The sequence below is a fragment of the uncultured Proteiniphilum sp. genome (genome assembly GCF_937873925.1).
In the GTDB taxonomy this organism is placed as follows: Bacteria; Bacteroidota; Bacteroidia; order Bacteroidales; family Dysgonomonadaceae; genus Proteiniphilum.
Genome location: NZ_CALNAT010000183.1, coordinates 26181 through 39893 on the forward strand (window position 1 = coordinate 26181; position 13713 = coordinate 39893).

A 13713-nucleotide genomic window follows, 5' to 3' on the forward strand; every position below is an offset into this window, starting at 1 on the left:
TGATTACTATATATGAAGATTTTATCAAAAATAATGATAGCGGTGATTGGAATTGTAAGCATGACGCTTAGTTCCTGCAATTTCCTGGATGTAGATACCTATTTCGAGGACACATTCAGGGAGGATTCCATCTTCCACAGCATGAAAAATGCAGAAGGATATCTATGGAACACCCCCAAGGATTTTCCCGATCCGGGAGCCATATGGGGCAACTCATGGAATCTCGGGGAAATGGCCTCCGATGAAATGACAGCCAGATGGAGGACCGGTGAATTTTCCGGGATCCAGTTTACGGTTGGAGAGATCAATGAGCGGAATGTGCCGGGATCCATGAATATCTGGCACAGGATGTACAAAGTGATTCGGCGCTGTAACACCATGCTTGGAGAGGTAGATAAGGTAGGCGATATGTCCACCCGGGAAAAACAGATCTATAAGGGATATGTCCATTTTTTGCGGGGGTACGCGTATTATCACCTGCTAATGAACTGGGGACCATGCCTGATTGTCGGGGATGAAGTGCTGCCCAACTCCGAATCGGCGGAATATTATAACCGGGAACGCTCCACCTACGACGAATCAGTGGATTACATATGCAACGAATTCGCATTAGCTGCACAGTCTATCCCTTCGGCGTCACAGCAATCAATCAGTTATTTCGAGCGTCCCACCAAGGGGGCGGCGTTGGCATTGATTGCCCGGCTGAGGCTTTTCCATGCTTCTCCCCTGTTCAATGGAGGCGATGCAGCCCGCAGAAGTTTCGGCACATGGAAGCGGAAGAGTGACGGGGCTTTTTATGTGAACCAGGAGTATGACCCGCGCCGCTGGGCCATCGCCGCAGCCGCCGCAAAAGCCGTGATCGATATGGACCAATACCAGTTGTATACCGTGGATGCCGATCCGAAGAATCCGTATCCCCTGGCGCCTAATGTGCCTACGGCCCCGTTCCCTGAAGGAGCCGGAGGAATTGATCCCTTGCATTCGTATCATGACATGTTTAATGGTGAAGGGATTATACAGACCAATAAAGAATTTATCTGGGCACATATATCTTCTAGTGTGAGGGATTACACCAGGCACTCTTTTCCTGTCTATTTTGGCGGATGGGGAGGAATGGCCGTTCCCCAGCGCGTGGTCGACAGCTATCTCATGGCCGACGGGAGAACCATCCATGACGCCTCTGACGAGTATCCCTATGACCCTATATTGACAAACACAATTGGAGGCAGTGGAAAAATACTGGGGACCTATGTATTACGGGCCGATGTGCCTAAGATGTACGATAACCGTGAAGCCCGCTTTTATGCCTCTATCGGCTTCCCCGGTTCTTTCTGGCCTATGAACTCCGCTTCCCAGGATGGTACGTACACACAGAAGCAATTGTGGTTCTCCCATGATGATGTGTCTGGAATTACTGGTGCAGGGAGTAACATCAACGACTACAATGTGAGCGGTTATACCCCCACTAAATATATCCATCCTGACGATTCATGGGCAAACGGGAAAGGGAATGTGAAATCAGCCTTTGTGACTGAGCCGAAACCTTTTCCAATCATTCGTTATGCCGAAGTATTGCTGGAATATGTGGAAGCGCTCAACAATGTGGAAGGCAGCGAAATCGTAGAAACCATTGAACCAATTGGCAACGACACGATCACTGTTACCATTACCCGTGATGTGACGGAAATGGCGAAGTACTTTAACCTTATCCGCTACCGGGCGGGACTTCCCGGAGTAAGCGATGCCCAGCTGGCAAGCAGGGGGTCGTTCCAGGAAGTGATCATGAATGAACGGCAAATTGAACTCTTTAACGAAGGATACCGTATTTTTGATACACGTAGATGGGGAACTTACCTGGAAGAAGATGCAAACTCATCCAACTGGAGAGGACTTAATATTGAGAGGGACAGGACAAACAACAACAATAACGAAGGATTTTTTGAGATTGTGACCATCAACACACAAAACATTCGCGATCGTATTGCTATCCCCAGGATGGTGTTCCTTCCATTACCGCACAATGAACTGCTTAAAGTGCCGGCAATGGACCAAAACCCCGGCTGGGACAGATAAATAGTAATCTTATTACTCAATAAATTGATTTGAAAATGAAAAATAGTATAAAAAAAGCTTGTTATATCATACTGGGAATAGCTATGATAGCCTGTGATTCCTATGATTTTGAGCAGGAACAACACAGGAACGAAGTCTATTTACTCAGCAATTCCAATTTGGTATACGACCGGCAGATCGCTGACCTTACACAGGAGGATGACACCATTTATCTTGTGGCAGGATTGAGCGGGACATTAAAAGCCGACAGACCTTTCAAGGTGGCGCTCATGGAAGCGGATTCCCTTTTTAATGTATACAATAAATCGAATTACGATATCGAGACGGACCGTTATGCGCGGATGCTGCCGCAAGAGTGTTATACAATTCCTTCTTTGGAAGGGTTGATCCCGGCAGGTGAAACGCAGGTGAAAATCCCTGTTTACCTGCAGAACCTGGATAAACTTTCCCCCGATTCGATCTATTTCCTGGATTACCAAATAGACCCTTCGAAAACGGATGCGTTCAATCCAAAGAAAAATGAGGTATTATTGCGTATATTCAAAGAGAACGATTTCTCCACGACCCAACGGAACACCTTTTACAATTATACCTCTTCTTATGTAATTATACAGGATAAGGATAACCCGCTTGTGCGGCGCCCGACCAGTGCAAACCAGGTATTCCCTTTGGGAAACAATTCCGTAAGGATGTTGGCCGGTGATGAGGAGTTCGGTGAATACAAAACTGCGTTGGACCGTATTAATGAAAGGAGCATTATAGTAACAGTGGGGGAACAAACATCAAAAAATCCCCTGGCGCGTCATGCCTCAGTTGAGCCTTATGGAACCATCGATGTGGTGCAGTTGACACCATTTGAAATTTATGATAATACCTTTTTAATCAATATTATCTCCACTCCTGACGGCCGCAGTACGTATTACAAAGAGTTCAGGCTGCATTATAAGTACCGGTTGAATGGATCGGACCCTTATAAGGAGGTGAGAGCTATTTTACGAATGGAATACAGTCCCAGGGCGGATCTGTTGTAATGATCATCAAAGGTATATGTACCAAATAAAAAATAATCGTATGAGAAAAAATATAGTTTTATTCGGATTAATCGGAGTACTGGTCAGTCTCTTGGGTGTAATTTCCTGCGGACCTGATTATGAGACAGAATTCGAAGTAAAATCATTGATTGTTCCCGATAAAAGTCTGGCGCCCGTATCTTTCCCCCTGGAAGGGGGGGAAGCCGTCGCCGAGGTAGAGACGAATGTGGCAATAACTGACTGGTCGACCTCTTCTAATGCGGCTTGGTTATCGATTGATAAGAAAGAGGGCAAAGTAACTATGTCAGCCGGGAACAATGATACTTATGCTCCTCGTATTGCCCGTGTAACCATTGAATATGGCTATCAGGCGTATTATATTAATGTTACCCAGGCAGGTAAAACTCCTCTCCTTTTGATTGACGGTGAAAGGGAAGGTATTGTTAAATCGGTTAGTGCGGCGGAAACCACTATTTCTGTACAGGTGAAGTCAAATATAGTGCTGGATCATATCCTGATCCCGGATACTGCTGACTTTGTGCATGTCGATGCTATCACCGATGTGGAGGGAAGCGTGGATGAAAAAACAGTGACTTTTAAAATTGATCCGAATTTTGGTCGAAACGCACGTTACAGTTCCGTCACCTTTCAATCGTCGGATAACTACGATCACACAGCTTCATTTCTTATTGCACAGGCAGGTATGATCTTCGTCGAAATACCATTGACAGCGGATATGTTATCCACCAATGCGCAAGAACCTAATGAGGGCCCCATAAGAAATTTACTGGATGGAAATCCGGGAACGTTCTTTCACTCAGCATGGTCTTATAGTATTAGCGAGCCACACTTTTTTCAGGTCACATTAAATGATCCTATAGAAGGATGCATTTTCTGGTATCAGAACAGAAACGCTTCCGGCGGGGAGCCGATTGATGTATTAATACAGGTTAGTACAGACGGAGAACAGTGGAGTGATTTGACACATATCACTGCCGGGTTACCAACAGGTTCCTCCTCTCAATATGAGTCAGCCTACTTGGCGGCTGATTCACCGTTTACGCATTTCAGGTTTACTGTTAACAAAACATCTTCAGGAACAGCCCCTCGCCATTTCAGTATGGCTGAATTCAAAATGTACGCCCCGGAGTAAGAATAATTAATATCTTTACAGATAGTTTTTAAACGGGAGGGAGTGGAGATAAACCACCCCTTCCGTTATCACTCCCCATCAAATAGGTCCCGAAGCAGACCGACTCACAATCGGTTTTTAATCTGAAAGAATACCGGGACCTATCCGATGCCCTCGTGCAGTTTACCTATTCTATGGCGGATACATGATGATAATACCGCAGCGTCCAATAGGTCCCGGATATTCCCAGGATCCGGGCATATTTCGTAATGATAACACCTATGTTTACCCATACATTCCGGAATATTAATTTACGCTTCAATATGAAAACGTATAGATACTTATATTATAAATTATATTGCATCTGGTTGAGAAAGAAGGATGAAGTGGAAAATGCCCGTATAAATGCAGTGCTTACATTAACTTTTTCATTGTATATCAATATAATAAATATATCCCTCATCTTATTGGTGTTACTAAAAACAGAAATTATTAAATTGTCGGAGATTGATGCCAATGAGTATATTTTTATCCCGATAGTTTTTCTAGTTGGTGGGATATTCAATTATTTATTACTTGCACGCAAAAAACCGCATGAGAAGATAATTGAAGAATTTAAATCGGAAAGTGAAGTAAAACGAAAAAGAGGAATGATGTTCACCATACTTTATCTTGTTATGTCTATTGGAATTCCTTTGTATATTGCTTTTTTTACAACTTCATAATAAAATAGAAGGATTGAACAATCCGGTCAAGAATATTGCCCTCAACTGTATGTTCCAATATGAAAACGTATAGATACTTATATTATAAATTATATTGCATCTGGTTGAAAAAGAAGGATGAAGTGGAGAATGCCCGTATAAATGCAGTCATGACATTAACTTTCTTGTTGTATATGAATTTTATGACTGTTGAGCTTGTCTCGTTGGCATTCTTCAAAAAAGAAATTATCGGGGTGTCCGAGATTAATGCCAATGAGTATATTTTTATCCCGATAATTTTTCTAGTTAATGTAATAATCAATTATTTATTACTTGCCCGAAAAAAACAGCATGAGAAGATAATTGAAGAATTTAAATCGGAAAGTGAAGCAAAACGAAAGAGAGGAATGGTACTAACTGTCCTTTATCTTATTATGTCTTATGGAATTCCTTTATATATATTCCTTTCTGCATAAGTGTTTAGAACGCACTATTGATTATCATGTTTTTTCTGACAGGTTCATATTATGCATATAACGATTTAGGGCAGCTTGCTTACGTGCTTCCGCCGTTAGCCAGTGATAATCTGCCTGTAAGCGAAGCGGCATATAGTGGGTCAAACGATTATCGGCCTCTAATATGAATATAGATAACTTATGGTTGAAAATGTGGGTAAAAAATAAAGGACAAGTTTCCTTTCATTTCAGGAGATAGTCTCTTTTATTATGACCATAACTAAATACTTCGGTAAATATTGATTTAAAACGGAATCAAAATGAAAAATTCACAGAGAAATATGATCTGCAAAAGCAGAATTGATATGGAAAAAATATTCTATCTGTTACTTTTGACAGTATGTATCGTTTTATCCGGTTGTTCACAGGAAGAAACAGATAATTTTCCTGATCCTGATAAAGAAGAAGATCCAAACGGGACTCCTGCAAGAAAAGATGATCCGAAGGCCATTGTAATTAATTCCGGGAATATCACAATGCCTGGCAGTGGAACTATTACAGTACAATATTCAGATTCTCCGTCAGGCAATGGTATCGATAAAATAGTGGATAATGACCCCGATTCAAAATTCTCTATCGAGAGTGATAAAGTATGGATCGTTTGGAAAAGCGATGAAGCTTTTATTGCTACCGGTTATTTTATCACATCGGCAGAGGGAAATCCTGAAAACGATCCTAAGTCATGGAATTTGTCGGCATCCAACGATAACGCGTCATGGAAAACGCTTGCCTCTGGTTCCAATATTACTTTTACGGAACGGAAACAGAAAAAGGAGTTGCATTTTAGTAATAATAATTCATATACATATTACAAATTATCTGTTACGGCTAATAATGGAGGTACTAAAATTGAGATAGCCGACTGGGGGCTAACGATGAAGAAGGTGATGCCCAAGTCGGTAAAAGTCGTATCTGAAAACACAACCATGCCCGGAATGGGAACCATAACCGTTCAATATGATGATTCACCGGTTGGTGATGATATAGATAAGCTCATCGACGGAGATGCCGACACCAAATATACGGCGAATTATGACAAGGTTTGGATTGTGTGGAAAGGTAATTCCGCTGTTGAGTTGGACGGGTATTTTATCACCTCTTCCACTTTTCATCCTCAATTTGATCCGAAATCATGGACCTTATCGGCTTCAAATGATAGTGTTGCCTGGGAAATCCTTGACGCAAAGACCGATTTTACATTTGCAGACCGGAAAGAGAAGAAATCATTTCCCATTACGGATGATACCCCCTATCTCTATTTTAAACTGGATATCACAGCCAATAACGGAGGTATCACCACACAAATTGCTGACTGGGGCCTGAAAAAAACGATAAAGATGGAAGACCTGATGCGATTGGCTTCGGGTTTTACCCATTCAACCCAAACCCCAATGGGCGTTCATTATGAAAACCGTCATGCGACCACGGATTCAGACAAAGCCTGGTTACTTGATGCAAATAATGAGCCGCCTGTACCAGGCAGTTTAAATGGCGGTGCAATTTGGAAAGAACTTCCCGTTACTCTTTATCCTTTTGGGGATCCAATACCTGCTGATATTAATCAGCACAATATTGGCGATTGCGGCGGTATAGCCGCTCTGGCCTCAATGGCTTATTTATATCCTGATTTTATAAAATCAATCATTACGGATAATGGGGATAAAACATACACTATCGACATGTTCGACCCTCAGGGAAAACCGGTCAGGGTTACATTGTCATCTGCTTTTCTTGTCACAAAAGACAATGGGAATATCGCCGCTGTATCGGGCAAAAGAGACCAGGCCTGCTGGAGCACTTTACTTGAGAAAGCGATTATCAAATATAATGCAATTTACGAAGTGGATACTGAGATTGGAGGAATCGGAAGTCATGTTGTTCCACCTCTCTTTACCGGTGAAGGCGAGAGTTTTGGTTTTCCCGCGGGTGTATTGAATGCTGATCAGCTTAAAGTAATGGTTGAAACTTCTTTAAAAAAAGGTAATTTTGTAGTGGGGGGATTTAATCAGGTGAAGCCTATTGGTAATACGAATACAGTAACTGGTCACGCTTATACGTATCTGTTGTCCATAGATGCGGATGCACTTTTTTCCATGCGTAATCCCTGGGGAGGAAATCCCGGTGCAGATGGCACAGTGGACGGTGTATTGAACATACCTGATGATGATATTATTCCGACCCTGATAGATGTTGGAGTTACAGGGCCGGGAAAAGCAGCCCCGATGAAAAAGGATATCAAACCATACGATCCTTCGATATACTCATTCACGGCGCATAAGATGCGAGTTAGTGCTGCTCTGATGAGATCCGGGATGTAAAACATGTAAAAAGAGAAATTTAGTGGCATAAATTTTAGGTGAGGAGTATTAATCAAAATAAGAATAACAAAGGCACAGATGAAAGAAATGAATTTATTTTCCCGGAGATCGTTTCTCAAAACGGGAATGGTTTTAACTGCCGGATTACCGGCATTGCGGATATCTCCCGTCTGGGGAAAGGTTACACAACCGGAGACTGAGGATAAGTTGTACTCCCTGTTCCGTCAACCGCCCGTCACCGCGAAACCTTTTGTGCGTTGGTGGTGGAACGGCGACAAGCTGTCGGCCAAAGAGATCCTGCGCGAACTGGACGTGATGAAGGAGGCCGGGATCGGCGGCGTGGAAATCAATCCGATTGCTTTCCCGGGCGGTGATGACCTGGGTATCCCTTCCATGCAATGGCTCAGCCCCGAATGGATCGAAATGGTGAAAGTAGCCTTAAAAGGCGCTGAAGAAAGGGGGATGGTTTGCGACATCATAGTCGGTTCGGGATGGCCGTTCGGCGCTGAAATACTCGAAGGAGACGACCGTTCGCAACTGCTTACCCTTACAAGCAAAAAAATCAGTGGACCGGAAACGATCCGGTGGGAAGTCGCCGATATCTTCAATGATGCCAAACCCCGGGTACATGCTCCCTATAAAGGTACCGACCATGAACTCTACGGCGTTTGCCTCGCTCCCGTGCAGATGGATGAATTTGAACAACCCCGGTGGCTGCCTTTCGATAAAAGGCAAAGCACGCTAGAAATCGAGGCGCCCGAAGGGGAACATATCCTGTATATCCTGGTAAAGTACACCGGGTTCCAGGCGGTGATCAACGGCGCCCCGGGTGCGGCAGGGCCGGTGTTGAACCATTACGATAAGGAGGCTGCTGAGAAATTCCTCAATCGTATGTCGGATACATTGTTCCCGCAACTGGAAGGGTTGAAGGGTTTTCGCGCCATGTTCTGCGATAGCATGGAACTGAAAGGCGCCAACTGGTGCCGTGATTTCCCCGAAGAGTTTAAACGGCGACGGGGATATGATATTAAACCCTATCTGCCCTATATACTTTTTAAGGTGGGTAGTATGGGGTCGAAAATAGAAGGTGCTGAAATCACACAACTCTCGGGCGATGCGAAAGAAGTGGTCAGCCGCGCCCGGTACGATTTCTATACGACCTGCATGGATATCATCACCGATCGTTTCCTGACCACTTACACCCGTTGGTGTAACAGGCACGGATTCAAATCGAGGATGCAACCCTACGGCAACGAATTTCACCCGCTTGAAGCCTCGCTGTCGATCGATATCCCCGAATGCGAAACCTGGATTTGGGGACGCACTAACAAGGACGGTTATACCTATCTTGATTTCGTCAACCAGCCCTCAAGTACGAATGTCAATAAATATGTGGCTTCTGCAGCTCATCTTGCCGGTAAAAAGATTGTAAGCTGTGAGGAGATCACCAACACGACGCTCGTTTTCAATACGACGCTGGAACAAGTAAAAATATGCGGTGACCAGAGCAACCTTTCGGGTGTGAACCATTCCATCCTCCACGGATTTAATTACTCCCCGGTTGAAGTCCCCTTCCCCGGTTGGGTGCGATACGGCACCTTTTTCAACGAGCGCAATCCGGGGTGGCCCTATTTTAAACTGTGGGCGGACTACAAAGCCCGTATTTCCGTCATCCTGCAGGAAACCGAAGCTTTTGCCGACATCGCGGTACTGCACCCCCTTGCCGATATGTGGACGCTCCATGGTCCTCAACGTGACCCGTTCCCCGGGCTGCTGTACCCTTCCTATCAGTACAAAGTATGGGAAGCCATCCACAAAAACGGCAACAGTTGCGACTATACCAGTGAAAACATTATTCAAAAAAGTACGGCCGGAAACGGTTACTTGAAATATGGTCGCCGGAAATACAATACGTTGATATTGATAGAAGTGGAAACCATACAACCGGCCACGGCCACGGCACTGGCAAACTTTGTAGCCAAAGGTGGAAAGTTGATATTCGTCGGTAAAGAGCCGTACAAATCGCCCGGATTGGTCAATTACGAAAAGAATGACCGGTTGGTAGACAAGGTCATATTGGCAATGAAGAAAAAAAATCCCTCACGTGTATTCACGGTCGAACCGCCAACCACCGACATTGTTGCCTGGTTTGCCGGGATCCAGAGACAATGCGGTATTCGTCCCTACATGCAGATCGACAACCCGTCTGTGAATGTCAGCCAGATCCGGCACCGTGCTAAAGGCAGGGATATATTCTTCCTCAGCAATGCCAGCCAAGATGAACGTGTGGTGTTGAACGTATCGTTTCCCGGTACGAAAGGCGTTCCGCAGTTATGGGATGCGGAGACCGGACAGCGCCGCCCGCTTCCTGCCGCCAATACGCTGAAAATAGATTTACCGCCTGCCACTTCACAACTGATCGTATTCGAGGAGTCGGACATAAGACCACTGATCGGCGCGGCTCCGCTCTCTCCCGAAAATCAGGATACCGTTACCCTTACGGAATGGAAATTGCGCATGGAGCATCTTGACGGCACGGTGCAGACCCGTGATATCGACCAGCCATTCGACCTCTCCCGGGACGAATCGACCCGTTCTTTTGCGGGATACCTCTATTACGAAAAGAAACTTGGCGACATTACCGGTTATCACTGGCTCGACCTGGGTAAAGTATATGGAGTATCGGAAGTGTCGGTTGATAACGAGATACTGGGCAAAAAGTGGTACGGAAGGCATTTATATGCGTTGCCGGGTAATGCAAGCGGCAAAACGTTACAAATCAAAATCACGACCACTGTGGGTAATTTCCTGAAATCGACTCCCGAAAATGAGATCGGTTACGGATGGACACGGGGACAAGGATGGACACCCGTAGGATTGAAAGGACCGGTAAGAATGATGTGAACAAAGAATACAGCGATATAAAAGTAATATCAGAGTAGTCCCGGAACGGAAAAACAGGTCGGATTACAATATTTTTTTTGCTTGTTTTCGCTAAAAGAATATCTTTGCCTAAGTCAAATAAATAAAATTCAAAACCCAAAGACCGAAGCCAAGGAGTAGAAGTGTACAAAAACTGCTACAAAGTGTGTTTTTCTTTAAAGAGCAGAGGGAAAGGAGAAAGTGGTGGTGAAAGATAGATCAGTATAGCTCACCGGTGAACTGCCTATTAAAGAGGGGCGAAGATTTGAAAGGGGACAGAGGATATTACTTTGATTCCCATGAGGATATACGTTTGAGAATTTTAATGTTTATAACAAATGAGAATTATTATAATAGGAAGTCTCTTCTGGTTCTTAACCTGTGCCTGTGGAGAGACAGCAGCGGAGAACGGTAATCAAGGAGTTTTTCCGCAAAAAGAAAATCTCGCGGTAAGGAATCTGACGCGAGCCATGGAGCTTGCGGATCGAGCGTTTACCGCTCATTTTACGGGGAGCGGAATGACAATGGCCCGGTATTACAACCCCTATACCAATACCCGTTCGAATGAAGTGGGTAGTATATGGATGTACACCAGTGCTATAGAGGCGGTCAACGCCATCCTTCACGCCCTTCAGACGGAGAAAGAGCAGGGAGACGGTTCGCTTTATAACGAGCATTTTGACCGGTATGCAGAACAGCTTGGTGAACTCTACGAGAATGCCGATTACTATCTGGGTACATTCACCCTGACCTCCTATACCCAGACAAAGGAATGGACGGTCTACGGTGTCAACCGGGGAGCATCCAAAGGCGGCGCTCAGGTGGACGGGGTTGAAAATGTATATGATGACCAGATGTGGCTGATACGTGAACTGCTGGAGTCTTATAAACTGACCGGCGAAGAGCGATATCTTGAAAAAGCGGAATACCTGACCGGGTATGTGCTCGATGGCTGGGATTGTACCCTGGATACGCACGGCAACGAAATAGGAGGTATTCCATGGGGACCGGGATATGTCACCAAGCACTCCTGCAGCAACGGACCTATAGTGAGCCCCCTGGTCTGGCTCCATGAACTCTATAAGGGGAAAAATGATGAGGTGACCCATCGCTATATCGATCCGGAAGACAGAAAAACCAGAAGAACGGTACAGAGGAAGAAAAGCGAATACTATCTCACATTTGCCGGGAAGATCTATGGCTGGCAGAAACAATACCTGCTCCGGGCTGACGGCGTGTATGACGATATGATGGGGGGCTGTACGCCGGGAAGCCCCGAATTGGAAACAATCAATGGGGTTGCATACCGCAAAGGAATCACCTGCCGCGACAGGGTAGGGCCCGCCATCACCTACAACAGCGGTACCATGCTGTCGGGAGCGGCCGATCTTTACAGGGCGACAGGCAATGGTAAATACCTGACCGACGGGTCGGAACTGTCAGATGCTAGCTTCTCCTATTTCGCCAAGAGAGACGCGAATGTGGAAGGATATTATACCTATAATATAAACGGGTTCAATAACTGGTTCAACGGGGTGTTGATGAGAGGATATGTGGATTTCTGCCTGTCATACCCGAAGGTGGAAAATTACATAGACTCTTTCCAGAAGAATTTGGATTATGCTTACGATCATTTCTTCTACAATGGATTTTTGCCTACCAACCTGCTGGCCGGATGGAACCAGAACAACAACAATAACAATACGGAAGGGATGTTCAATTTTGCTTTTGCGGCAGAGTATGCAGTCCTGTCACGGTATGAGTTGACGAAATAATATAGTGCCGGAGAATTTCTATCGGGATAATGAAAACGGTTCTTATGTCTAAATTTTTAATTATATGAAGAAAGTCCTGTTACTGAGTGTTATTTTTTTCCTGGGGATGATCCTCACGGTGAGTGCACAACCCTATAATCCCGTCGATTACGTGAGTACGTTGGTGGGAACGGATTCCAAATATGAGCTTTCTACCGGGAACACCTATCCCGCGATCGCCCTGCCCTGGGGGATGAATTTCTGGTCGCCGCAGACGGGCAAGATGGGCAGCGGGTGGATGTACACCTACCATTCCGATAAGATCAGGGGATTCAAGCAGACCCATCAACCCAGTCCCTGGATGAACGATTACGGCCAGTTCTCGCTGATGCCTCTTACCGGAAAGCCGGTTTTTGATGAGGAAGAGCGGGCGAGCTGGTTCTCCCATAAGGCGGAGATAGCCAAACCGCACTATTACCGGGTCTATCTGGCCGATTACGATATAACCACGGAGATCGCTCCCACGGAGCGGGCTGCCATGTTCCGGTTCACTTTCCCGGAGAGCGACAGTGCCTATATCGTTACCGACGCTTTCGACAAGGGATCCTATATCCGGATCATCCCTGAAGAGCAAAAGATCGTAGGTTACACTACCCGCAACAGCGGCGGAGTGCCCGATAATTTCAAAAACTATTTCGTGATCCTTTTTGATAAACCCTTCACTTATGCCGCAGCAGTGAAAGACGGGGAGATCACCGGAAACGAGACAGCGTTTACCGGGAACCATGCCGGGGCGGTGGTCGGCTTTATGACAACCCGAAAGGAACAAGTGCATGCTAAAGTGGCCTCCTCTTTTATCAGTGAGGAGCAGGCGTTGCTCAACCTGCAGGAACTGGGAGACGACTCTTTCGAGACCATCGCCGAAAAGGGTGAAGCCCGCTGGAACGAGGTGCTGGGACGGATCAGGGTCGAGGATGACAATATCGACAACCTGAGAACTTTTTACTCCAACCTCTACCGTACGCTGCTCTTCCCGAGGAATCTCTCCGAGATCGATGCCGATGGCAACATATACCACTACAGTCCCTACAACGGGGAGGTGCTTCCCGGCTATATGTTTACCGATACCGGTTTCTGGGATACTTTCAGAAGCCTCTTCCCTTTCCTCAATTTCGTCTATCCTTCCGAAAACGTGAAGATGCAGGAGGGGCTGGTAAACGCCTATAAGGAGAGCGGTTTTCTGCCCGAGTGGGCCAGCCCCGGC

9 protein-coding genes are annotated in these 13713 nt (G+C 45.5%); all 9 read left to right on the forward strand.

Annotated features, from left to right (window positions below; all coding sequences use genetic code 11):
• Positions 1–12 precede the first annotated feature (12 nt).
• Entirely contained in the window at positions 13–2073 is a 2061-nt protein-coding gene (locus Q0502_RS12610) for a RagB/SusD family nutrient uptake outer membrane protein (RefSeq protein ID WP_298651237.1), read from the forward strand.
• Positions 2074–2108: 35 nt separating this feature from the next.
• On the forward strand, positions 2109–3104 hold the full coding sequence (locus Q0502_RS12615; protein ID WP_298651239.1) for a DUF4361 domain-containing protein: 996 nt from the start codon (positions 2109–2111) through the stop codon (positions 3102–3104).
• 40 nt (positions 3105–3144) lie between these two features.
• The gene (locus Q0502_RS12620; RefSeq protein ID WP_298651240.1) at positions 3145–4257 is read left to right on the forward strand and encodes a BACON domain-containing carbohydrate-binding protein; all 1113 of its coding nucleotides are present in this window, start codon (positions 3145–3147) and stop codon (positions 4255–4257) included.
• Between the two features lie 347 nt (positions 4258–4604).
• A complete protein-coding gene (locus Q0502_RS12625; RefSeq protein ID WP_298651242.1) occupies positions 4605–4961 on the forward strand; it encodes a hypothetical protein in 357 nt (118 codons plus the stop codon).
• A gap of 104 nt (positions 4962–5065) precedes the next feature.
• Entirely contained in the window at positions 5066–5416 is a 351-nt protein-coding gene (locus Q0502_RS12630; RefSeq protein WP_298651244.1) for a hypothetical protein, read from the forward strand.
• Between the two features lie 344 nt (positions 5417–5760).
• The gene (locus Q0502_RS12635) at positions 5761–7773 is read left to right on the forward strand and encodes a C2 family cysteine protease (protein ID WP_298651246.1); all 2013 of its coding nucleotides are present in this window, start codon (positions 5761–5763) and stop codon (positions 7771–7773) included.
• A gap of 78 nt (positions 7774–7851) precedes the next feature.
• Positions 7852–10677, forward strand: coding sequence for a glycosyl hydrolase (locus Q0502_RS12640; RefSeq protein WP_298651248.1), 2826 nt, complete (start codon positions 7852–7854; stop codon positions 10675–10677).
• Positions 10678–11033: 356 nt separating this feature from the next.
• A complete protein-coding gene (locus Q0502_RS12645) occupies positions 11034–12470 on the forward strand; it encodes a glycoside hydrolase family 76 protein (RefSeq protein ID WP_298651250.1) in 1437 nt (478 codons plus the stop codon).
• Between the two features lie 64 nt (positions 12471–12534).
• Positions 12535–13713 (forward strand): GH92 family glycosyl hydrolase (locus Q0502_RS12650; RefSeq protein WP_298651252.1); only part of this gene is annotated, 1179 nt, incomplete at its 3' end.

Coding starts and splice junctions, on each gene's coding strand:
- Q0502_RS12610 (WP_298651237.1), top strand. CDS start 13: ATGAAGATTTTATCAAAAATAATGATAGCGGTGATTGGAATTGTAAGC.
- Q0502_RS12615 (WP_298651239.1), top strand. CDS start 2,109: ATGAAAAATAGTATAAAAAAAGCTTGTTATATCATACTGGGAATAGCT.
- Q0502_RS12620 (WP_298651240.1), top strand. CDS start 3,145: ATGAGAAAAAATATAGTTTTATTCGGATTAATCGGAGTACTGGTCAGT.
- Q0502_RS12635 (WP_298651246.1), top strand. CDS start 5,761: ATGGAAAAAATATTCTATCTGTTACTTTTGACAGTATGTATCGTTTTA.
- Q0502_RS12640 (WP_298651248.1), top strand. CDS start 7,852: ATGAAAGAAATGAATTTATTTTCCCGGAGATCGTTTCTCAAAACGGGA.
- Q0502_RS12645 (WP_298651250.1), top strand. CDS start 11,034: ATGAGAATTATTATAATAGGAAGTCTCTTCTGGTTCTTAACCTGTGCC.